At 61.4% G+C, this 21938-nt stretch carries 21 protein-coding genes, 1 tRNA gene and 1 pseudogene; 12 read left to right on the forward strand and 11 right to left on the reverse strand.

Features of this window, described 5'->3' with window-relative positions:
* The first annotated feature begins 20 nt into the window (after positions 1-20).
* The gene (locus AC1DXM_RS28320; RefSeq protein WP_477238302.1) at positions 21-746 is read left to right on the forward strand and encodes a hypothetical protein; all 726 of its coding nucleotides are present in this window, start codon (positions 21-23) and stop codon (positions 744-746) included.
* Positions 747-988: 242 nt separating this feature from the next.
* Here AC1DXM_RS28320 and AC1DXM_RS28325 read toward each other — a convergent pair whose 3' ends face one another.
* From AC1DXM_RS28325 to AC1DXM_RS28335, 3 genes are all read right to left on the reverse strand, one after another.
* The gene (locus AC1DXM_RS28325; RefSeq protein WP_006200852.1) at positions 989-1192 is read right to left on the reverse strand and encodes a DUF3126 family protein; all 204 of its coding nucleotides are present in this window, start codon (positions 1190-1192) and stop codon (positions 989-991) included.
* A gap of 153 nt (positions 1193-1345) precedes the next feature.
* Positions 1346-2194 (reverse strand): serine O-acetyltransferase, encoded by an 849-nt coding sequence (gene cysE / locus AC1DXM_RS28330; protein ID WP_112563436.1) that lies wholly within the window; start codon positions 2192-2194, stop codon positions 1346-1348.
* A gap of 193 nt (positions 2195-2387) precedes the next feature.
* Positions 2388-3014 carry a VOC family protein gene (locus AC1DXM_RS28335; protein WP_477238304.1) on the reverse strand — a complete coding sequence of 209 codons (627 nt, stop codon included), beginning with the start codon at positions 3012-3014 and terminating at the stop codon, positions 2388-2390.
* A 112-nt stretch (positions 3015-3126) separates the two neighbouring features.
* Here AC1DXM_RS28335 and AC1DXM_RS28340 point away from each other — a divergent pair, with 112 nt between their 5' ends.
* A complete protein-coding gene (locus tag AC1DXM_RS28340; protein ID WP_477238306.1) occupies positions 3127-3738 on the forward strand; it encodes an HD domain-containing protein in 612 nt (203 codons plus the stop codon).
* 74 nt (positions 3739-3812) lie between these two features.
* On the opposite strand, the pseudogene AC1DXM_RS28345 reads toward AC1DXM_RS28340, so the two are convergent.
* From AC1DXM_RS28345 to AC1DXM_RS28360, 4 genes and pseudogenes are all read right to left on the reverse strand, one after another.
* A pseudogene (locus AC1DXM_RS28345) lies at positions 3813-4271 on the reverse strand (GNAT family N-acetyltransferase); the annotation flags it as partial.
* 5 nt (positions 4272-4276) lie between these two features.
* Positions 4277-5044 (reverse strand): alpha/beta fold hydrolase, encoded by a 768-nt coding sequence (locus AC1DXM_RS28350; protein WP_477238308.1) that lies wholly within the window; start codon positions 5042-5044, stop codon positions 4277-4279.
* A gap of 9 nt (positions 5045-5053) precedes the next feature.
* Positions 5054-5629 carry a DUF192 domain-containing protein gene (locus tag AC1DXM_RS28355; RefSeq protein ID WP_477238310.1) on the reverse strand — a complete coding sequence of 192 codons (576 nt, stop codon included), beginning with the start codon at positions 5627-5629 and terminating at the stop codon, positions 5054-5056.
* A gap of 123 nt (positions 5630-5752) precedes the next feature.
* Entirely contained in the window at positions 5753-6349 is a 597-nt protein-coding gene (locus AC1DXM_RS28360) for a cold-shock protein (protein WP_477238312.1), read from the reverse strand.
* A gap of 358 nt (positions 6350-6707) precedes the next feature.
* Here AC1DXM_RS28360 and AC1DXM_RS28365 point away from each other — a divergent pair, with 358 nt between their 5' ends.
* Positions 6708-7148 (forward strand): VOC family protein, encoded by a 441-nt coding sequence (locus AC1DXM_RS28365; protein ID WP_112563411.1) that lies wholly within the window; start codon positions 6708-6710, stop codon positions 7146-7148.
* 133 nt (positions 7149-7281) lie between these two features.
* Positions 7282-7572 carry a DUF2218 domain-containing protein gene (locus AC1DXM_RS28370; protein ID WP_192251546.1) on the forward strand — a complete coding sequence of 97 codons (291 nt, stop codon included), beginning with the start codon at positions 7282-7284 and terminating at the stop codon, positions 7570-7572.
* 2 nt (positions 7573-7574) lie between these two features.
* Here AC1DXM_RS28370 and AC1DXM_RS28375 read toward each other — a convergent pair whose 3' ends face one another.
* On the reverse strand, positions 7575-8129 hold the full coding sequence (locus AC1DXM_RS28375) for a DUF1697 domain-containing protein (protein ID WP_477238314.1): 555 nt from the start codon (positions 8127-8129) through the stop codon (positions 7575-7577).
* Positions 8126-9382 carry a threonine ammonia-lyase IlvA gene (ilvA, locus tag AC1DXM_RS28380; protein ID WP_477238316.1) on the reverse strand — a complete coding sequence of 419 codons (1257 nt, stop codon included), beginning with the start codon at positions 9380-9382 and terminating at the stop codon, positions 8126-8128. Before ilvA ends, AC1DXM_RS28375 begins: the two co-directional genes overlap by 4 nt.
* 116 nt (positions 9383-9498) lie before the next feature.
* Between ilvA and AC1DXM_RS28385 the strand changes: the two genes are divergently transcribed.
* The 3 genes from AC1DXM_RS28385 to AC1DXM_RS28395 all read left to right on the forward strand — a co-directional run bounded on the left by AC1DXM_RS28385 (position 9499) and on the right by AC1DXM_RS28395 (position 13367).
* The gene (locus tag AC1DXM_RS28385; RefSeq protein ID WP_477238318.1) at positions 9499-10902 is read left to right on the forward strand and encodes an aminopeptidase P family N-terminal domain-containing protein; all 1404 of its coding nucleotides are present in this window, start codon (positions 9499-9501) and stop codon (positions 10900-10902) included.
* Positions 10903-11003: 101 nt separating this feature from the next.
* Complete coding sequence (locus tag AC1DXM_RS28390) at positions 11004-12077, forward strand: alpha/beta hydrolase (RefSeq protein WP_477238320.1); 1074 nt, start codon at positions 11004-11006, stop codon at positions 12075-12077.
* 132 nt (positions 12078-12209) lie between these two features.
* Entirely contained in the window at positions 12210-13367 is a 1158-nt protein-coding gene (locus tag AC1DXM_RS28395) for an alpha/beta hydrolase (protein WP_477238322.1), read from the forward strand.
* Positions 13368-13625: 258 nt separating this feature from the next.
* Here AC1DXM_RS28395 and ade read toward each other — a convergent pair whose 3' ends face one another.
* Positions 13626-15437 carry an adenine deaminase gene (gene ade, locus AC1DXM_RS28400; protein WP_477238324.1) on the reverse strand — a complete coding sequence of 604 codons (1812 nt, stop codon included), beginning with the start codon at positions 15435-15437 and terminating at the stop codon, positions 13626-13628.
* A gap of 346 nt (positions 15438-15783) precedes the next feature.
* Here ade and AC1DXM_RS28405 point away from each other — a divergent pair, with 346 nt between their 5' ends.
* The 4 genes from AC1DXM_RS28405 to AC1DXM_RS28420 all read left to right on the forward strand — a co-directional run bounded on the left by AC1DXM_RS28405 (position 15784) and on the right by AC1DXM_RS28420 (position 19688).
* Positions 15784-16635, forward strand: a complete 852-nt coding sequence (locus tag AC1DXM_RS28405; RefSeq protein WP_477238326.1) for an alpha/beta fold hydrolase — start codon at positions 15784-15786, stop codon at positions 16633-16635.
* Positions 16636-16750: 115 nt separating this feature from the next.
* On the forward strand, positions 16751-17407 hold the full coding sequence (locus AC1DXM_RS28410; RefSeq protein ID WP_477238328.1) for an outer membrane protein: 657 nt from the start codon (positions 16751-16753) through the stop codon (positions 17405-17407).
* Positions 17408-17542: 135 nt separating this feature from the next.
* Positions 17543-17628 (forward strand) — tRNA-Leu (locus AC1DXM_RS28415).
* 1745 nt (positions 17629-19373) lie between these two features.
* On the forward strand, positions 19374-19688 hold the full coding sequence (locus tag AC1DXM_RS28420) for a hypothetical protein (RefSeq protein WP_477238330.1): 315 nt from the start codon (positions 19374-19376) through the stop codon (positions 19686-19688).
* Between the two features lie 136 nt (positions 19689-19824).
* Here the strand turns inward: AC1DXM_RS28420 and AC1DXM_RS28425 are convergent, their stop codons facing one another.
* Entirely contained in the window at positions 19825-20046 is a 222-nt protein-coding gene (locus tag AC1DXM_RS28425; protein WP_477238332.1) for a hypothetical protein, read from the reverse strand.
* Between the two features lie 317 nt (positions 20047-20363).
* On the opposite strand from AC1DXM_RS28425, the gene AC1DXM_RS28430 reads away from it, so the two are divergent.
* Positions 20364-21782 (forward strand): coiled-coil domain-containing protein, encoded by a 1419-nt coding sequence (locus tag AC1DXM_RS28430; protein ID WP_477238334.1) that lies wholly within the window; start codon positions 20364-20366, stop codon positions 21780-21782.
* The last annotated feature ends 156 nt before the right edge of the window (positions 21783-21938 follow it).

The raw sequence follows: 21938 nt of genomic DNA on the forward strand, positions 1-21938 counted from the left end.
CGGCCATTATGGGGATTGCGATGAAGCAGGCAGCGACCGCCGAAGAATTCAACGTCGTCGATTCCGTGCTGATGAAGCGAGTGTTTTATGCCTTTGCGGCACTGGCTCTGTTGTCGCTGGCGATCAGCCTTGGCGGCAAATGGTTCGGCCGCTCGATCGCCATGGCCGGCTATACCGACGACACCACGGTCCATCGGGTGGTGATCGGCAACAATGTCATTGCCGTGCCGGCCAACGCCATCCGCTTCCTGCAGGCGCGCCGCGACGGCCTCGCTTCGCGCCTCGACCTCTATCTGCGCTATCCCCAGATGGAGGGTTACAGCGAAGCCGCCCGCGACGACTTCAACCACACGGGAACGGCCAAAAACATCATCTTCCTGTCGTTCGAACCGCAGATGATGTCGCGCGACATGAGCGGCCGTTTCGCACCGATCTACAGCGCGCTGATCCGCCAGCCCGGAACGCCCGGCCCCGGCGGCACGATGATTTACGGCTTCAGCGAAAAATCAGGTTATCTCAACGAGGTGCTTGCGGTTGCCGGCCGCGCCGGCAAGGATCCGTTCGTCGCCCGCTGCCTGAGCGGACCAAGCGCCGAGGAATCGCTGGCGCCTTGCGAGCGCGACATCCAGGTCGGCGACAGCCTCAGCCTGACCTACCGCTTTCCCCGGGAACTTCTGGACAACTGGCCGACGCTTGACGCGGCAATCGTCGCCGAGGCCACGCGTGTCCTCAAGGCAGCGAGATAGCGACCCTTCGTCGTCCACGGGCGGAGCGGGCGCGAAGCCGCGCGGACCCGCCCTTAGGCGGCGCAGCGGTGCAGAATTTGCTGTTGGAAGAGCAGGGAGGCAGTTCTGGACCGCCGCGTCCTGGGCCGATGCCCCGGCATGGATCCCAGGTCTCCGCAACGCCGCTGCGCGGCTGCTTCGCCCTGGGATGACGATGGTGCGGCTTGCTGCCGCCAATCGCCGAAGTCTGTAGCCTTCTGGGCTCAGGCCAGATCGATGTCGAGGATCGCCATCGAGAAATTGTAATCGCCGTCGTCCTCGTCCTTGAAGACGATGCCGAGGAACTCGTCGCCGACATAGACCTCGGCCGAATCTTCCTTGCGCGGCCGCGCCTTCACTTCGAGTTTGGGATTCTGGAAGACGCGCTTGAAATACGCGTCCAGCTTTCTGATTTCGTCCGGCTTCAAAAGTCTTCTCCGATCGTCGGGCTTGCTCGTTGGAACGCGCTTCTGGCACGTCGACAATGGCGATGTAAAGGCAAGCCGGCTGGATAGAACGCGAAGTTAAGGGGCAACAGCGCCGGCAGCCGGACGGAAGCCCGGCAAACCGGATCGTGCAAATCAGATGTCGAAGCTGACGACCTGGTCCATCGACTGCGACGGCAGAAGCTGGTCCATCTGGCGCGAAGGCTGGTCGCAACCGGTCTCGCCGACGACGCGGGCCGGTACGCCGGCAACCGTCTTGTTGTGCGGCACCGGCGACAGCACCACCGAGCCTGCGGCGATCTTCGAGCAATGGCCGACCTCGATGTTGCCGAGGATCTTGGCGCCGGCGCCGATCAGCACGCCGTAACGGATCTTGGGGTGGCGGTCGCCGCCGGCCTTGCCGGTGCCGCCCAGTGTCACACCGTGCAGGATCGACACATCGTCCTCGATCACAGCCGTTTCGCCGACGACAAGGCCGGTGGCGTGGTCGATGAAGATGCCCTTGCCGATGCGGGCGGCCGGATTGATGTCGGTCTGGAACACCGAGGACGATCGGCTCTGCAGATAGAGCGCAAAATCCTTGCGGCCCTGGTTCCACAGCCAATGTGCCAGCCTGTGCGTCTGGATGGCGTGAAAACCCTTGAAATAGAGCACCGGCATGATGAAGCGGTCGCAGGCCGGGTCGCGATCGTAATAGGCCTGGATGTCGACACGCACGATCGACGACCATTCCTTGTCGTCGGCTAGCATCGACTTGAAGGTCTGGCGGATGAGGTCGGAACCGATGTCCTGGTGCGCAAGCCGCTCGGCCAGCCGGTGGATGACCGCCTCTTCCAGGCTCTCTTGGTTGAGGATGGTTGAATAGAGGAACGCCGCCAGAAGCGGGTCGCGGTTCACCGCCTCCATCGCCTCGTCGCGTATCGAGCGCCAGATCGGATCGACCGGCTGCACCATTGTGGGGCGGGCAATCGTAATGCTGTTCATCGACGTCTCCGGCCTGCCGGCTTGTTGTCCGGCCGCACATATAGGCCAGATCTTAGCACGATTGAACTCAATTTTCCTTAGTCACTCATCAAATGGATTTGGTTCACGCGGATTCAAGCCGCCATGGAAAACGAACCCTTGATCCCCGGCTCGCCGGAAAACGGGCCAGCGGACCCGCGCGATACCGGGCCATTCAGGTCGGCAGCGGCTTTCCGGCCTGTTCCGCCACCATATATTCCGCATACCAGTCGGGCCAGTTCACATCGTACTGTCCGCCGGTCCGCTTCTCATGCTCGCCATGTGCCGCCGCCGCGCGTCGCAGTGCCGCGGCAAGCTCGCCCGACGAGGTGAATATCGTGTCGCCGGCGTCCACGCGGCCGGGCAAACGCTGGGTGATTTCCTGCAGGATGAAGCTGTTGCCGTCCGGATCGCTGAACGTGGCATAGGAGGAATAGCTGCGCCCTTCCGGATGCCTGCCGCTGACCGGCGGCTGCCCGGGTCCGGTGCGGTGGAACACCTCGCTGGCCTCGACGCCGCGCGCCACGAGTTCGGCATGCGCCGCCACGATATCGGATACGACGAGATAAAGCCCCTTGGCCGAGCCCGGCGCGGCTGATGTCAGGCCCTTGCCGAAATGGATCGAACACGGCGAACCCGGCGGCGTGAACTGCACGACCCGAAACGCATCGCCGACGACGAAGTCGGCATCGAGCCGCCAACCGAGGCCACCATAAAAACGCTTGGAACGCTCTGCGTCCGCAACCGCAATAATGACGGCCTCCAGCTTCATGTCGATCGGTCCCGGCACGGTATTCGTCATGTCAGCCTCCTCAGTTAAAGTGGAACGGCAGAATTCCCCAGAGCCCCGGCCCGCGCAAGGTTCGAAATGATTGGTTTTGACTCCGAGGGGTTGAGATCGGTTAACTGGACGGATGACAAATTTGAAAGACCGGCCCTTGATCGACGAACCGCTGAAGCGGCAACTCTCGGAGCTCTATCGGGCCGAAGACCGCCACTACCACAACCTTAGGCATATCGAGGCGATGCTGGCGCTGGCCGAGGACTATCGCACCTTGCTGCATGACCCCGAAGCCGTCGAAGCCGCAATCTGGTTCCACGACGCCATCTATGACAGCAAGGCCAAGGACAATGAGGCGCAAAGTGCGGCCCTTGCCGAGAAAGACCTGGCTGGACGCACTGCTCCGGAACGGTTGAGCCGTATCAGCGCGATGATCCTCGCTACATCCACGCACCAGCTGCCGTCGTTTGACGATGCGGCGGCAATGCGCGACGCCGGCCTCTTCCTCGACATGGATCTGTCGATCCTGGGCGCCGAGCCGGCTGCGTTCGACGCCTATGAGCGGGCGGTCCGACGGGAATACGCCTGGGTCGAGGAGCCGATGTGGCGCGCCGGCCGCAGCGCCGTCTTGAAGAGTTTTCTCGCTCGAGACCACATCTTCCACACCGATGAGTTCCGGCGCCGGTTCGAACCGCAGGCGAGGCAAAACATCGTGCGCTCGATCGAGGCACTCGCGGCTGACTGACCAGAAACTCCGGAGGGAGCCCGGCTAGTCCGGAAAGTTTCCATGCGTTGCTCATACGGCTTGAAACCTGCGCGGCTGTAGACCGATTGCGCCGACGGATGGTCATAGGTGTCTGTATGCAGCCAGACCCTTTGCGGCGCATGCGACCAGACGGCGCGAAGCGCCTGGTCGAGCAGGAACGGGCCGAGCCGGCGGCCATGGAAGACGGGAACCAGTCCGAAATGGACCAGCTCGACGTCCGGTTGGCCGACGCCGTTGAATTCGCACAAGCCAGCTGCCTCGCCTCCAACGCGCAGCACATGGATGTGTGTCGAGGGTAGCGCCAGCAGGCGCTCGAGGTCTCCAGCCGCCATGCGCAGCCGCTGGTCCCACTGCACAGGCTCGCCGACGGCGCGGTAGAGGCTGATGTAACCGGCGCTGTCCAGCCTCTCCAGCGCAACCGAGGCACCGGCTGCCGGCTTGATGCGGGCAGGCGCCGGATTGGCCTGGCGCATTTCCATGTAGGTGACGAGAAGATCAACCAAAGCGGCCATCCGCCTCAGAGCGGATTTTCGGCATAAAACTCCAGCACGCGCTGCTTGAAAGTCTTGTCGCCGACGGCCAGCATATGGTCGCGGCCCTCGATGTGAAACGCCCTGGCGTTCGGCATCAGCGCGGCAAGCTCGTCGGGCGAACCGCCGATATCGTCTGTCGTCCCAACCGCAATCAGCGTCGGTTGGGCGATGCGCGTCATGTCGTCTTCGCTGAGCAATTCACGCGACTTTGCGATGCAGGCCGCCAGCGCCCGGCGGTCGCTGCGTGTCTGATCGGCGAAGGCGCGAAACGAGCGGCCGCGTGGATGGCTGGTGGCGGCCGGATCATCAGCCAGCAGCGCTTCAGCGATGGGGTCCCAGTCGCCGACGCCATCGACCATGCCGATGCCGAGGCCGCCGAAGACCAGCGTCGCCACCTTGTCCGGATCGGACAGCGCCAGGAACGCCGAGATGCGCGCGCCCATCGAATAGCCCATGACATGCGCGCGACCGATGCCGAGATGGTCGAGCAGCGCTGCCGCATCCGAGGCCATTTTGGCCGGCGTATAGTCGGCCTCGTCATAGCTCTTCGACGACGAGCCATGGCCGCGATTGTCGAAGGAGATGGCGCGGTAGCCGGCGTCGTTCAGCGTCTTGAACCAGCCCGGCGACACCCAGTTGACATAGTGGCTGGAGGCGAAGCCGTGGATCATCAGGACCGGATCGCCCTCGCCCGACGCCGGCTGGCGGTCGAGGAAGGCGAGATCGAACCCGTCATGCGAAAAGAACTGCATCGACGCCGCTCAGCCGGCGCCGGGCGTGGGCGAATCGCCCTTGTCCGGGGGCGGCATGCCGGGCCCGGACACCGTACCAACGGCCGGATGGCGCAGCAGATCGCCATATTCGATGCCGTTTTTGGCGGCGATGCCGGCCTTGAGCTCGAGCACGAAGCGCACCGGAACGCCTGGCGAGATGACCGCATCGGAGAACGGCTCGCCATGCTTGACCGCCCGGATCTTGCCGTCCTGGCCGACAAAGATCAGGTCGAGCGGCATCGGCGTGTTGCGCATCCAGAAGCCGACCTGCTTCTGCATCTCGAAGACGAACAGCATGCCATGATCGTCCGCCATGTCCTGGCGATACATCAGGCCGGCCTCGCGCTCCGCTTCGGTGTTCGCGACTTCGATGGTGAAGGATTTGTCTCCGCCTTTCGTCGCCACCACCAGCGGTGTCGGATCGACGGGAAGGATCATCGCCTGGCTTTCGCCGGCGGGAGCCTGCTGGGATGCGGTCGGCTGCCCGGAATAGAAGTAAGCGCCGGCGGCCACGGCAACGATGACGCAGAGCGCGCCCGCAGTCAGCCAGTTCCTGTGCGCCATCTGAAATCCTCGACCGGAAACCATGATCCCAAAAAGTGGTCTCAGGTATTCGGATAAGATCGTGGTGAAACCAAGAAAACAAGGAAAGAGAGCCGTCCCGAATTCGTCGGGATGGCTCGCGTCCTAATGCGCGACCGGCAAGGTGCCCATATCGGGGTGAATCTCGGCAGCCATAAGGCCTTTGTCACCGCGTCCGAAGCGCACCAGAACAACCTGCCCGGGCCTGAGTTCGGTGATGCCGTAGCGGCGCAGCGTCTCCATATGGACGAAGATATCCTCGGTGCCCTCGCCCCTGGTCAGGAAGCCGAAGCCCTTGGTGCGGTTGAACCACTTCACCAGCGCCCGTTCGAGCCCGCTTTCCGGCGTCACCGACACGTGGGTGCGCTGTTCCTGCATCTCGGCCGGATGGATCGCAGTGGTGGTGTCCATGGACAGCACCCGGAACGCCTGCAAGCCACGGTCGCCATGCTTGACGAGGCACACGACACGCGCGCCTTCCAACGCCGTCTGGAAACCGTCCTTTCGAAGACAGGTCACATGGAGGAGGATGTCGCCCGAAGAACCGTCATCGGGAAGGATGAAGCCGTAGCCCTTGGCCACGTCGAACCATTTGATGGCGCCGGCGATTTCGACCAAATCGGCGGTATCGCCGCCACTGTCGCGCTTCAAGGCGTCGTCAAGGTTCTCATCCCGCCTCGTGGAAGAGGCCCTATCCCCCATAAGAACGCCCCCTTTTTTTCAAGAAAACCGCAAGTGATTCTTGACATCAGATTAACACCGCCGCTTCCCGGGTGTGCAAGACCTGCCGTGCCTTTTTTCACGGTTGGATACAAGAATAGCTGATTTGTTGTTTGCCGGCGTTGCTGCCGGCCGCAATGACGATCTGTCCAGGCCGTCAACCGGTCGGCAATTTGCGCAGGATTTTGCCGGAATTGGCAACCACTTGCGTCCGACGCTTTTGTCAGAGCAATCTGACTTTTCCAAAACCGGCTACCGCTTTTTCGGTCCGATGCTCGTTGCCCTTCGGCGGGGTGGACCCTATGTTGCCTCGCAACCCAAACATCCCCGAGGAAATCCTATGCGCTACCTCCACACAATGGTCCGTGTCGCCGACGTCGATGTCTCGCTCGACTTCTATGTCAACAAGCTCGGCCTGAAGGAAGTGCGCCGCTACGAAAACGAGCAGGGCCGCTTCACCCTGATCTTCCTCGCCGCCTCCGAGGACGTAGAGAGCGGCATCGCCGAAAAGGCACCGCTGATCGAACTGACCTACAATTGGGATCCGGAGGACTACAAGGGCGGCCGCAATTTCGGCCACCTCGCCTACGAGGTCGACGACATCTACGCCACCTGCCAGCATCTGATGGACAATGGCGTCATCATCAACCGGCCGCCGCGCGACGGCAACATGGCCTTCGTCAAGTCGCCGGATGGCATCTCGTTCGAGCTGCTGCAGAAGGGACCGGCCAAGCCCAAGGCCGAGCCGTGGGCGTCGATGCCCAACACCGGCACCTGGTAGCGATCACGCCATCTTGAGCGAGGCGGCCGCGCAACCAAGCCGGCCGCCTTTGTCATTTCCGGCGACCGCACCTATTTACCTGCCTGACGCGCGAGCCAGTCACAGCCAGCGCTCCGTCCAGGAGAATTCATTCATGCCGACCAGCCGTGTCGATGTCACCACCGCCTACGCCAGCCGCTATCTGCAACAGCTGTGCAAGCATTGGGCACACAAATTTCCCGTCGAGTTCGATCCGAACCATGGCACCATCGATCTGTCGCTCGGCCGCACGGTTCTCGATGCCGATGCGGCAGCGCTGCATATCACGGTGTCGACGGATGAAGGCGGATCGCTGGAGCGCCTGGAAAGTGTGGTTGCCGATCACATCAAGCGTTTTGCTTTCCGCGAGGAACTGATCTTCGACTGGAAGCACGCGCCGGCATAACTCTATTTTGCGCCGGACTTGCCGGCCATCTCCAGCAGCGCCAGCACCGAACGCCAGTTGCGCGCGGTGCCCGGCACTTTGAGCACGCGCGGGATCAGATTGGCGAACACCGATTTACCGAGCCCGTCCGGCGCCTTGAGGTAGAGCACGTCGCCCTTGACCTCGAAGCTTTCGGGGCCGGTGCATTTTTCGGCAAGCCTGGCGATCTCATCGTCTGTCGGCTGGCGCTCCAGCGTGTAGGCATGGAGCTTGGTCGGATCGCCGGCCACTTCCGGATAGGGATTTTCACTCACCAGCCGTTCGAACCAGCCGAGATCGCGCACCATGATGCGCGAATGAAAGCCCCATTTTTTCTCGAAAGCGGTTTCGATCTGTTTCGTCAGCGTGGCCGCATCGCCCTTCTTTGCCCGGAACACGACATTGCCGCTCTGCACATAGCTGGCGACGTCGGTGAAGCCGAGTTCCTCGAAAAATGACCGCAACTCCGCCATCTTGACGATCCGGTTGCCACCGACATTGATGCCGGAAAACAGCGCAACAAAGACCGTGGCGCTCATATGATGAACCCCGCCAGGGTCTCGTTGTCGGTGATGTCCTGATAGTGGACGCCCTCGGCCTCGAAATTCGCCTTCAGCAGGTCGAAATTGCGCCGGTCCTTGGTTTCGATACCGATCAGCACCGAACCGAAATTGCGCGCCGATTTCTTCAGATATTCGAAGCGGGCAATGTCGTCGTCGGGACCGAGCATTTCCAAGAAGTCGCGCAGCGCGCCGGGCCGCTGCGGGAAACGGATGATGAAGTATTTCTTCAGGCCCTCGAAGCGCAGCGCCCGCTCCTTCACGTCGGGCAGCCGCTCGAAATCGAAATTGCCGCCCGACACCACGGCGACGATGGTCTTGCCGCGGATCTCCTTTCGCGAAAAATCCTTCAGCGCATCGATCGCCAGCGCGCCGGCCGGCTCCAGCACCACGCCTTCGATGTTGAGCATTTCGATCATGGTGGCGCAGAGCCGGTTTTCTGGGATCAGCCGCACGGCGTCCGCGGCGAACTCCTTGAGGTGGCGCAACGGCTCGCGGCCGATCTCGGCCACCGCCGCGCCGTCGACGAAATTGTCGACATTGGCGAGCTTGATACGCTTGCCAGTGGCCAGGCTCTCATGCAGGCTCGGCGCCCCGGCCGGCTCGCAAAAGACGTAGCGGGCTTCGCGCTGCTGGTCGGCGAAATAGTGCGTCACCCCGGCCGCCAGGCCGCCGCCGCCGACCGGCAGCATGATGATGTCGGGCATGCACGCACCGGGCATCTGGTCGGCCATCTCATAGGCAACGGTGGCCTGCCCCTCGATAATGTCCTTGTGGTCGAAGGGCGGCACCATATGCGCGCCCGAACTTTCAGTGAATTCGAAGGCGGCGCGATAGCAGTCGTCGAAGAAATCGCCGACCAGCCTGATTTCGACAAAATCACCACCGAACAGGCGCGTCTTGTCGATCTTCTGCTGCGGCGTCGTCACCGGCATGAAGACCACGCCCTTTTTGCCGAAATGGCGGCACACGAACGCAAAGCCTTGCGCGTGGTTGCCGGCCGAGGCGCAGACGAACAGTTCGGCATCGTTGCCGGCGGCAAGCGCCTTGCGGAAGAAGTTGAAGGCGCCGCGGATCTTGTAGGAGCGGACCGGCGACAGATCCTCGCGCTTCAACAGCACCCGCGCCCCGGTCTTCTTCGACAGATAGTCGTTTTCCTGCAGCGGCGTTTCGGGAAAGATTTCGCGGATCGCTGCGGCAGCAATGGCGACGCGGGAGGAGAAACTGTTCATGGCGCCCGTGATCACGTGGTTGGAATGCCAAGCCTATTGCACAATTCGCCGTTTGCGGCCACCGATGCGGCGCGGCCCCTTTGACGCGCCGAAAGAAATTCATTGGAGCCATCTTCATGCCTGTTTCGGCTGTCGCTCTGAAGACCGTCGCGCTTCCTGAATTCGGCGAGCCGACCACCATGCCGCTGCTAGCGCGGCAAACCTACGAGGCGCGCATCGAGGCTCTGCTGGCGCGCGGCGCCGAGGCCGGGCTCGACGCCTTCGCCATCTACGGCGACCGCGAGCATGCGGCCAATGTCGCCTACCTCAGCGGTTACGACCCGCGTTTCGAGGAGACTTTGCTGGTTATCGTTCCAGGCAACCAGCCAAAACTTCTCGTCGGCAATGAGGGCTGGGGCTATGCCGAGATCTGCGATGGGCCCTATGAGCGCGTCCTCTACCAGACTTTCTCGCTGCCGGCGCAGCCACGCGACCGCTCCGCCTCCCTGTCCGACACGCTTGCCGCCTGCGGCCTGAAGACCGGTCAGAAGATCGGCGCCATCGGCTGGAAACCGTTCGGCCCCGGCGATGGCGGGTTTGGCGAGGCGACGCTCGACCTGCCGTCCTTCATCGCCGATACGCTGCGCACACTGGCCGGCGACCAGGGCGCGGTGGTCAATGCCGCCAACCTTCTGATGAACCCAACGGATGGTCTGCGCGCCATCAACGAGGCCGACCAACTGGCAGCCTTCGAATTCGCCGCGACCTTCTCCTCGCAAGGCCTGCGTAATGTGCTGCAAGGAATTGAGCCCGGCATGACCGAAATGCAGGCAGCCCGGCTGATGGGCATGAACGGCCTGCCCTTGTGCTGCCACCCGATGCTGTCCGCCGGCAAGCGTGCGCCCTACGGCCTGCCAAGCCCGCGCCTGGACATCATCAAGCGCGGCGACCCCATCACCATGGCCTATGGCATCCAGGGCTCGCTCAATGCCCGCGCCGGCTTCCTGGTCGAGAGTGCGCAGGAGCTGCCGCGCGAGATAAATGACTATGTCGACAAACTGGTCGCGCCCTATTTTGCCGCCGTCGTCGACTGGTACGAGACCATCGGCATTGGCGTTGCCGGCGGTGCCCTGTGGAAAGCCGTGCATGACCGCATCGGTGATCCATTCTTCGGCGTCTCGCTCAATCCCGGCCATCTCGTCCACATCGACGAATGGATGCATTCGCCGGTGTTTTCCGGCTCGGACATCAAGCTGCGGTCGGGCATGGCGCTGCAGGTCGACATCATCCCGGCGACCGGAACCAGCTATTTCACCACCAACATCGAGGACGGCATCGCGCTCGCAGACCAGGCCTTGCGCGAGGAGTTCGCGGCTCGCTATCCCGACGCCTGGCGCCGCATCGAGGCGCGCCGAGCCTTCATGATGGACGTGCTCGGCATAAGGCTGAAGCCCGAAGTGCTGCCCTTCTCCAATATACCGGCGTTCCTGCCGCCATTTTGGCTTTCGCGCAACAGTGCGATGACCGTGGCTCGGCGCTGAACGCATTTAGGCTGGACACGACTTACTTCCGCCGCACTTGGCCTGTCCGGGAGGTGTCGCGGAGGGTGGATGGCCCTTTTGGGCTTAAGTGGAATTTTGACGTGCGTTTGAAGACGATTTGCATTCTTGCATTTGCCCTGTTGATCGCCGGCTGCGGCGGCCGCAAAACCGAGGAACTGCTCGGCAGCGCCGTCATGTCCACGCCGGTGACCGAAATCTCGGGCAATCACTCGATCTTCATCGCCACGACACGCAAGAAATCCGACGATCCCAACAAGGTTTTCGACGGCGAACGCTCGGCGACGCTGAACTATGCGCGCGTCAACGTCACCGTTCCCGGCATCCACCAGACCGGCCAGATCGAGCGCCGCTCGCGCGGCAAGTCGAATGACCCGGCGAAGTATTTCATGGCTTCCGAGGTTGTCGGCTATGACGCGCAGCCGAAATTTTCCGCCGCGCTCAACGCCGATATCGCCGCGCGCGGCGGCCGCGTCATGGTCTTCGTGCATGGCTACAACACCGGCTTCGACGACGCCGTCTACCGCGTGACGCAGATCGTCCATGATTCCGGCTATCCCGGCACGCCGGTGCTGTTTTCCTGGGCATCGGGCGCCAAGACCACCGACTATGTCTATGACAAGGAAAGTGCGAGTGCCGCCCGCGACCAGCTCGAAGTGACGTTGCGCATGCTGCAGCAGTCCGGCGCGCGGCGCATCGACATCGTCGCCCATTCGCTGGGAACCTGGGTCACCATGGAAACGCTGCGCCAGCTTGCCATCACCGGCGACCGCGATCTCGGCGGCAAGCTCGGCGATGTCGTGCTGGCCTCGCCCGACATCGATGTCGACGTGTTCAAGAGCCAGATGCGCCGCTACGGCAAGCCGGACAAGCCGTTTATCCTGCTGCTCTCCGACGATGACCGTGCGCTCAGGCTCTCCGGCCTGATCGCCGGCTCGCGGCCGCGCGTCGGCGACTATAAGGATGCCGCCGACCTCGCCGCCTATGGCGTCACCGTGGTCGATCTCTCCAAGGTGAAGGGAACCGACAGCTTCAACCACACCAAATTCGCCGACAACCCCGAACTGGTGAAGATGATCGGCCAGCGGCTGCGCGAGGATGACGGCTTTGCCAGCGATCAGACGGTGACCGACCGCATCAGCGCGCTCGGACAATAGGCTGTTGCCCTGCGGCTACTGTTGCCGCGCGACTTCGCAAATGCCGCGCGGCCCGCTCATTTTCGACTGGACCGGGCCGGTCTCTGCCTCTATCGACATTGAAATCGGTGCCATGCGCCAGCGGGAGCCCGCGTGAACGTGCGTTGGAAGACCGTCCTCGTCCTTGCGTTCGCGCTCGCTGTCGCCGGCTGCGCCGGCCAGAACACGCATGACCTCTTGAACAAGACGACGGTGTCGGTGCCCGCCTCCGACATAGCGGCCACGCACGAAATCTTCGTCGCCACCACCCGCCAGCCGGCGACCAAGGACCCGCGCCAGGTGTTCGACGGCGACCGTTCGCTGACCACCAGCTACGCCCGCGTCGACGTCACCGTGCCGAAGGTTCACCAGCTGGGCGCCATCGAGCGCGCCAAGGGTTCGGCCAACTCCAACCCGGCCAAGCAGTTCACCGCCACCGACGTCGTCCACTACGGCGACGCCCCGCAATTCGCCAAGGCGGTCGGCGCCAACATCGCCGCAAACGGCGACCGCGCACTAGTCTTCGTGCACGGCTTCAACAACGGTTTCGACGACGGCGTCTACCGGCTGACGCAAATCGCCCACGACACCCAATATCCGGGCACGCCGGTGCTGTTTTCCTGGGCTTCGAGCGGCAAGACCACGGGCTACATCTACGACAAGGACAGCGCCAACGCCGCCCGCGACGACCTCGAGGCGACGCTCAGGATGCTCGCAAAGACCCGGGTGAAAAGCATCGATATCATCGCCCACTCGATGGGCACCTGGGTGACGATGGAGGCGCTGCGCCAGCTCGCCATCACCGGCGACCGCGATCTCGGCGGCAAGCTCGGCTATGTCGTCCTGGCCTCGCCCGATATCGATGTCGACGTCTTCAAGAAACAGATGATCCGCTACGGCAAGCCCGACAAGCCGTTCGCCATCCTGCTCTCGGGAGACGACCGTGCGCTGAAGCTGTCGTCCTTCCTCTCCGGCGACAAGCCGCGTGTCGGCGACTACGGCAATGCGGCCGACCTCGCCAGCTATGGCGTGGTCGTGGCGGATCTGACCAAGACCAAGGGCGGTGACCGTTTGAACCATGCCAAGTTCGCGGACAATCCGATCCTGGTGCAATTGCTCGGTGACCGACTGCGCACACCAGCCGCCCTGCGATCGAACGATCCGGGCGAGTTTGACGACATCGGCCAAGGGATCGGCAAGGCGGTCGGCTCCATGGCCGAAGTCGTCATCACCACCCCGTTCAAGGTGCTGACCATCGCCACTGGTGGGTGAAGGATTTTATCTCGTGCCGTACTCGATGTGGATATTTGGCTTAGCTGGTATTGGTATTCTAGTTTATTTCAATCTCCTTGATAAGGATACGCAACGATGGCGAAAAATAGAAAATAGAAACGATATGTACGCTTATATTGCATTTTTTGGATCTATTGCGTTAGGGATTGCGGTATCCTTCTTTGAAGATTATCTCTTCTAATTTCTCTTACAAAACTCCACACAGAGCTACGGCGGGCTCGGATATCCCCGAACAGTTTATATAAAAAGGTCGACCTTCTGGAACGTCGTCACGTCGATCAGGCCGACATCAGAAATCCTGAGCTCCGGAATGACGACCAGCGCCAGCAGCGAGTGCTGCATGTAGGCGTTGTTCAGGGAACAACCCATCTTGCGCATCGCCTCGGTCAGCTTCTCGGCTTTGGCGGCGACAATCTCGGCGCGCTCGTCCGACATCAGGCCGGCGATCGGCATTTCAACCAGCGCCAGCTCCTTGCCCTTTGAAAACAGCACCACGCCGCCGCCGACCTCGCCCAGCCGGTTGACGGCCAGCGCCATGTCTTCCTTGTTGGTGCCGACGCAGATGATGTGGTGGGCGTCATGCGCCACGCTGGAGGCCATGGCGCAGTCGCCCATATAGCCGAAGCCGGAGACGAAGGCGTTGGTGACGCCGCCGGTGCCGCGATGGCGCTCGACCAGCGCGATCTGGCAGATGTCATTGCGGCGATCCATGGCGACTAGCCCGTCCTCGACCGGCAAATCTGCCTCCAGCGCCCGCGTCGGCGCCTGGTTCTCGATGACGCCGATGACCCTGACCCGCACCTCATTGGCGCCCTTGGGCGCTACAATGTCGAAGTCGCCTGCCCTCAGCTTCTTGCCGAGCTTGACCGTGTTCTTGGCCGTCTTCGGATAGTCATAGGCCGGAATGTCGATGTCGAGCTTGCTGGCCTTGGCCAGCCTGACGCCGCGGCCATAGACCTCGTCGATGGTCATGGCGGCGAGATCGGAAACGATCAGCAGGTCGGCCAGCCGTCCCGGTGCGATCGAACCGATCTCGCGCTCAAGCTTGAAATGCTGGGCGGTGTTGAGCGTCGCCATCTGGATCGCCGTCACCGGCTTCAGCCCCTGCTGGATGGCGTGGCGCACCACCCGGTCCATATGGCCTTCATGCACCAGCGTGCCGGAATGGCTGTCATCGGTGCACAGGATGAAGTTGCGCGGATCGAGCCCGCTCTCCGTCACCGCCTTGATCTGCGAGGCGACATCGTACCAGGCCGAGCCGAGCCTGAGCATCGCCTTCATGCCCTGGCGCACGCGCGCAATCGCATCCTCGGCGCGCGTGCCCTCATGGTCGTCCTCCGGACCGCCGGCGACATAGCCGTGGAACGGCAGGCCGAGATCGCGCGAGGCGTAGTGGCCGCCGACGGTCTTGCCGGCCCTCACCGTGGCGGCGATCTCGCCCGCCATCACCGGATCGTTGGCGGCGACACCGGGGAAATTCATCACTTCGCCCAGCCCGATGATGTTCTCCCAGGTCATCGCCTCGGTGACGTCGGCAACCGTCAGTTCGGCGCCGGCATGCTCCAGCCCGGGTGCGGACGGCACGCAGGACGGCATCTGGACGTGCACGTTGATGGGCATGGCGACAGCTTCGTCATGCATCAGCCGCACGCCGGGAAGCCCCAGCACATTGGCGATCTCATGCGGGTCGATGAACATCGAAGTGGTGCCATGCGGGATGACGGCGCGGCAGAATTCGGTCACCGTCACCATGCCGCTCTCGACATGCATATGCGCATCGCAAAGGCCGGGCACGAGATAGCGGCCGCCGGCGTCGACCACCTTGGTGCCCTGGCCGATGGCGTGGCTGGCATTCGGCCCGCAATAGGCAAAGCGCCCGCCGGCAATGGCGATGTCCGTGCCGGCGATGATCTCGCCCGAATGCACATTTACCCAGCGCCCGTTGCGAATGACGAGATCGGCCGGCTTGCGCCCGGTCGCGACATCGACCAGATGGGTTGCCATCTCGGTCCAAGGCCTGGGTTTCGTGGCGTGCGCGGTCTTTGCCATGGGAGACTCCTGTTTGCCCGACTGTGCCAAGCCGGCATGGCTTTGACCAGCGATTGCGGGCGAAATCCGCTCGGCGAGGTTTATTTGTGCCGGCACTTATGTTATTGTTTTTTAGATGGTGCTGATTTGCGCCAATGACCCGCCGCGAGGCGGGTTTTTTGTTGCGATTGCCGTCACAGGCGGAACCGGACGCGTCGCGGCGGGCGGCACGGATTGAATTTTCAATTCACGCCGCCAGCCCGAACCCCCCGTTCGTTGACTCCGCACACGGGAAGACTGTTAAATCGACCTTCGCAATCGTCCGAGGCCGAAACGACCCGAGGACGAAACCTCCTGAGGGGAAGTCATGGCCCGGTTCCTGAAAGCGTTCGTCTTCGTCGCCCTGTTCCTGATCCCGGCCGGCTTTGCAGCCGCCGAGGAGCGCTGGCTGACCTTGCCGGAGCCGGCGGCGATGCCCAAACCGGATCAGACCGGCTATGCGCCGGTCAACGGTATCCAGATGTATTACGCCGTTTTCGGCGCCGGGGATCCGATCCTGTTGATCCATGGTGGTCTTGGCCACGCCGATATCTGGGCAAGCCAGGTGGCGACGATGTCCAAGACCCACAAGGTGATTGTCGCCGACAGCCGCGGCCATGGTCGCTCCACCCGCACCGAGCAACCTTACGGCTACGACCTCATGGCGTCGGATTATCTGGCCCTGCTCGACTACCTCAAGATCGACAAGACCGCTCTTGTCGGCTGGAGCGACGGCGGCATTATCGGTATCGACATCGCGCTGCATCATCCGGAGCGGCTGACAAGGCTCTTTGCGCAGGCCGCCAATGTCACCACCGATGGCGTCGACCCCGGCGTGATGACCAACAAGACCTTTGCCGCCTACATCGAACGCTCGGGCCGCGACTACAAGAAGATGTCGAAGACGCCGGACCAGTACGATGCCTTCGTGGCGCAAATCAGCCACATGTGGGAGTCGGAGCCGGCCTGGACCAAGGAACAGCTCGGCAAGATCACCACGCCGACCGCGATCGTTGCCGGCGATCATGACGAGGCGATCAAGCGCGAACACACCGAATACATGGCCTCCGTCATTCCAGGCGCCAAGCTCATCATCCTGCCCAATGCCAGTCATTTCGCCATGCTGCAGGCGCCGGACGAATACAGTCAGGCGGCGCTGGACTTCATCGACGCCAAATAGAGAATAGTGCGCAGCAACAGGCGTATTTCGATTGTTGAACAACGGGTTCCGTTTTGCGGCGAATAGGGTTACCTTCCGGCAAGACGTCTTCTGAACCGCCATTTCGGAGAACTCAATGCGTCGCCTGACGTTCGCAAGTGCGCTGATTGTTCTGGCCGCGCCGGCTTTTGCCGCCGACCCGATGGCAGTGCCGATGACCGAACCGGGCTTCGACTGGACCGGCTACTACGCCGGCCTGCAGGCCGGCTATGGCTGGGGCCAATCCGACATATCAGTGACGGAAGACGCGCCGTTTTCGATCTCGACCGACATTGACGGCGGTTTTGTCGGCGGCCATGTCGCCGGCCTGTGGCAGTTCGACCAGGCGGTGCTCGGCGCCGAGGCAGACCTCAACTATTCCGCCGTCGACGGCACAGCGGAATCGGGGCTGGGAAGCATATTTGGCACCGACATCAAGTGGTTCGGGTCAGTCAACGCCAAGGCGGGCTTCGCCATGGACCGCGTGCTGGTCTATGGCGTCGGCGGCGTCGCCTTTGCCGGCATCGAAACGTCGCAAGTCGCGGGGGCGTCGTTCGCCAGCACGCGCACGAACGTCGGCTGGACCGTGGGTGCCGGCGTCGACTACGCGCTGACCGACAAGTTCATCGTCGGCGCGCAGTATCGCTACTATGATTTCGGCTCCGAGCACTATGACGTGGCGGAACCCTTCAACGATCGCAATCAGGACGTGAAGCTGAACACGGTCGGTGTGAACCTGAGCTACAAGTTCTGAGCGTCGCCGGCGACTGAGATTTTCGCCACAACCAATTGTTTTAAAATCACGAATCACCTTTCATGAGTTCGAGCGGCGACACTCGGCAAAAGATGGCTTGACGGGTTTCCGCTGGCGTCTGAAAAGGGCTGGCCTGCGGACGTGGCGGAATTGGTAGACGCAAGGGACTTAAAATCCCTCGATCTCTGATCGTACGGGTTCGATTCCCGTCGTCCGCACCACATTGAAATCAATCAACAATTTCTCCCTAGTCGAATTTCTGGCTACCCTAATGACATTAGGCTAGGGTAGCTGTAGGGGTAGCCGACAGAGCCAATTTGGCAGGTCCTCCGAGATCGATCGCTGCGAAATCCGGTGTTCGACCGATGTCAATCTCAAGCCGTAGAAGCCTTTCTGCGCAAGTACCTGAGCTTGGCCTATCGTGTCGATTTGATTTGGCGACGGTCCGGTGCTGATGCTGCCGGCCAGCGACTGACCTGCGCGATCGCACCATATTCGCCGCCACTGCCGCGCTTATACTTCCAAGTGGTGCAACCTCAAACCGCCCTGGCCGGCGCCAACCCACCAGAGTCCCCAACTCACACGACGCCGGCCATTTTCTCTGCAACTACTTGCTTTGTCTCCGCGTACCTTATGGGACGGTAGGCTGCGCTGGGTCATGGGTTTGGGGGCGCGGCCTGCCGTCACTACGGGGCGCTGGGTGGGGTTGCTCCCTGCCTGTTTTTGACCGGCGCGTGCCCCACCCGAGGTTTCCCAACCCCTGGCGTCGGCCACTTTCCTGGTCCAGCCAACCGTCGAGCATTTGGCAATTCGGCCGGACAAACTATGATGGTGGCCTGCGGTTTTCAAAGATTGCCATTTTGTACGAATAAGTCAGGCGGATCTCATTACCACAAGCCTCACACGTCAGAGACTTGGCGCTTTTGATCATGCGCCCTTTGCGGATCATCATTCGCTTGCAGTTAGGGCATTGGACGATCATATCGTCTTCGTCCCGATCTCGTGAAAGTATCATAGTTACCTCCTGCCGGTTCGTACGAAGCAAGCCGCATGCCGCACTAGCGTCTCTTTTCGAAACACTTCGCACGCGAGACGGTGCGTTCACCACAGCGTTCAAACCTTCGAAGCAACTATCGCCGGCTGAAATCGACCGCTTTCTCGTGGCAGCAGAGGATGCACAACAGCATCGTCCGGCCGCTCCTCGCGTACCACAGTTGAGCACTACCGAGCGCTTCGTGAGGTCCACGGGCCGCTTATGAAATCGATCGAGAAAATCACCGGGCAGAAAGCTAGGTTCAATGGAACCTGACAGGGCCGGCGCGGCCTCCTACGGCGGGGTAGTCCATACGGCGTAATTGCGCGATTGCTAATATACCCATAGGGTCATCCGCGCGGGGGACCAAACTCACCCGCAGTGGCCGGCATGACATTAGCCCCACAAGGCAACCCAACCCTGCCGGCCACTCATCTATGGCTGGGTAGCGCCTACTTGCGCACGATCCATTCGAGCATGTCTTGCGGGCTCAGGCACTGCTGGCATACTTCACCTTGCCCCACTGACTGCATTGAGGACACAAAGGATGGAGATAGGCCAACTTGTCGCCCGGAATATTTCCCGAACTAGTGATCGTCAGGCTGCTGCCTTCGAAACCCTCCAAGCTGTAGGATTCCCAGGTGCCGCTGAGGGGCTGAGCGTCTTCTCGTAGTTTCAAATACCCGGTGCGACCGCATTCGCAAACCAGCTTTTCCCGCAATACAGTTGAAAGCACTTAGGACAGCCTTCTGATGATGCGGCGAACAGGCCCGATGCTACCCATGGGACATTTGGTATTCGGGTTTCCCGCACTGCCCAAGCTACATGAATATTAGCGATCGCTCAACTAAGACTGAAGTCCCTAAGCCCCCACCCGCAAGGGCATATTAGCATCCCCTTGACTAAGGCGCCGGCCGCACCAGAATCATCGGCATGGCTCGGGGCAATATCAAGGTAGGCGATGAAGTCGCCGTCACGGCGGTTGTGCGCGGTCGGGTGACACACGATCGCATCAGTGTGACGATCCCCTCCTATGCCTTCCCGCATTCGGTTGTCGATTCCACTTCAAAGGCCGTGATCGGCCAGCATATGGAGCTGACCGGCCATGTCACTCGCATCGACGGCGATAAGGTAACCATCAGCCTCCGGCCGTTGGTGACGGTCGACGCCGAGCATGTCCGCCTGGTGGAAAGCTACGTCCTGCCGAAGCGAAAAACTCCGCTTATCGGCAACCCTTCCCGAAAATGACCAAGCTCTCTGATCTCATGCCACCCGCCCCCGGCAAGAGACGTGGCGCCGAGCCAGCCGATCCGCGGGGGATAATGTTTTATCACGAAGGAGGGGCGGTGTAGGGCACAATCGCATCTCTCACTGCAGGAAGGTTCTACTCTGCCCAATCGCTTCCGCGACGCTGTATCATATCGAGAATGACTTTGAATACGCTGCCAACTTCCTCGCTGATCTCGTCGGCGCTTATACCGTGCTCTTTCGCCGCTTCAATCACCTGGTCAGCCAGGTCGACGGCCGTGGCTGGATCATCGTTGGTGACGTGCAGAAGGTGTTCTGCCATCCATTCGTCCAGGAAGAGAATGCCGCGATCGCTCATGAACGAATAGATGCTTAACGCATGTATCCGATGGAATGCGCGAAACCTGCGGTTGCGTTTCCAGGTTTGGATACACAAGCACGCGCTGCGAGTTGGCGGAAGTCCCGCGATCTGTCCTGACCGCTGAAGGCCCCGCCGGTGCCTGTTTCGGTCAGCGTGTCTTGAGGTCAGGTGACGGATATATCCGAAGCTCGTAGATATCCACGGATAGCGCTGTAATCACTCTAGCATCTTGACCTTCAAATGCATGAACCTCTCGCCTCAAAGGTGGCTTAAAGTGGCGTCGAAAAGGTTATGTTGCGTAGGGAGTGCTTGAGATGAATTTGCCGAACTTTATCAAACGTTATGACAAAGTGGAAAAGGCTGCCGAGGAACTCCAGATAGAGCTAGCCGAGGCCTTGAACAACTCCCTGAGCCTCGATGATATGGCCCCATCGCAGGACGATAGTGTCCCGAAAGACGACCTCGCGATAGAGACCGATGCCCCTCAACTTGAGGGCGTTTCCATTGAAGGTCCGCGACAGCTGACTTCGCATACGCAGAGCCGGCTCGATGCTTTGGGCTCTTTTGAGAGGCTGTTCAACGATGCGGAGGAGCATTTGGAGGAAGTCAAGGCGAAGCTTCTGGAGGTTGCAACCTCACACCACTACACACGCGAATTCTTCCACATCCTTCAAGCAGACTTCTTTCGCGCCAACGAACTGGAAATAGCAAACGCCAACCTGACTGCGGAACAGAAGGTCCTGTCCGAACAACTGCACGATGTGACGCGGAAGCAGCGCGAGCACGAGAGCGCGTTCGGTGCAATGCAGCAGCGTGAGGCGGGTCTGGTACAGGACAGGGACGCTCTCCGCAGTGCGCTGGCCGCAGTAAGGCTGGAACTGGTGGAGGCAGCCAACGCCAGCGCAAAGCGGGAAGCGGAATTCAGCGAGGTTGCCAAAGCTCTTTCGGTGAGAACGGCCGAGGCCGATAGGCGCTCACGGGAAAACGACACTTTGCGGGAAAAGCATGTGAGGCTTTCGATCGACCTCGACAAGGCACAGAAGCGCGAAGCTGAGGCGCGGCGCAGGCTCGATGAGCTATCGACCATCCATGCCAACGATGCGGCGCGGCATTCGGAACTGCTGGCTGCGCTTGGCAAGAGCGAGAAAGAGGAAACGCGGCTGCAGAAGTCGCTTGAGATCATGCAGGCGAAATTGTCGGAAATGACGGAAGCCGCACGCATCTCGGAAGACGACAGGGAAGCCGAACGCGCACGCACTCTTGCGGAGATACGCGGCTTGCGTTCTGAAATTCAAAGCCTTCAATCGCGACTGGATGTGGCGCTGAGCAAGGCAAGCGAAGCATCCGACGAGATCGCCAGACTGACGGCTCAATGGAGCGATACCATGGCCGAAAAGCAGGTTGCAGATGAAAGGTATTCTGATCTCATGAAAGAGAGCGAAGCTGATAAGCTGAGCCTTTCGAGGTTGACTGCGGACCTCTCGCAGATCTCTGTCCAATACGCATCCGAACAGATGCAGTCCGATATCCAGAGGCAGGAATGCGAGGACATGCGGGGAGAAATCGCTGCGCTCAGTGCACGCGTCAAAGAGTTGTTGCCATATGAGCGCTTGCACAAAGTGACGAGTGCAAGGGAACGTGAGGGCGTTGTCGGTGTTGGCAGCGTGGCAGCGGAACCGGCCCGACCCAGGGCCAGGCGCCGTTCCCGCACAAGCCTGCGTGCAGCGTCATAGACGTGGCGCCGGCGTTACAGATGTTGGCGGGTATAAAGTGACCAGTGGTAACGCGATCGGAACACTCAACCACGGAAAACCGGTATAGGTTCCTCACAAGAAAAAGCCCGCCAGGGGGCCAGCGGGCGTCAGAGATTGACGAGGGTAAGGGTTTGA

The organism is Mesorhizobium sp. P3_A2, from assembly GCF_056403115.1.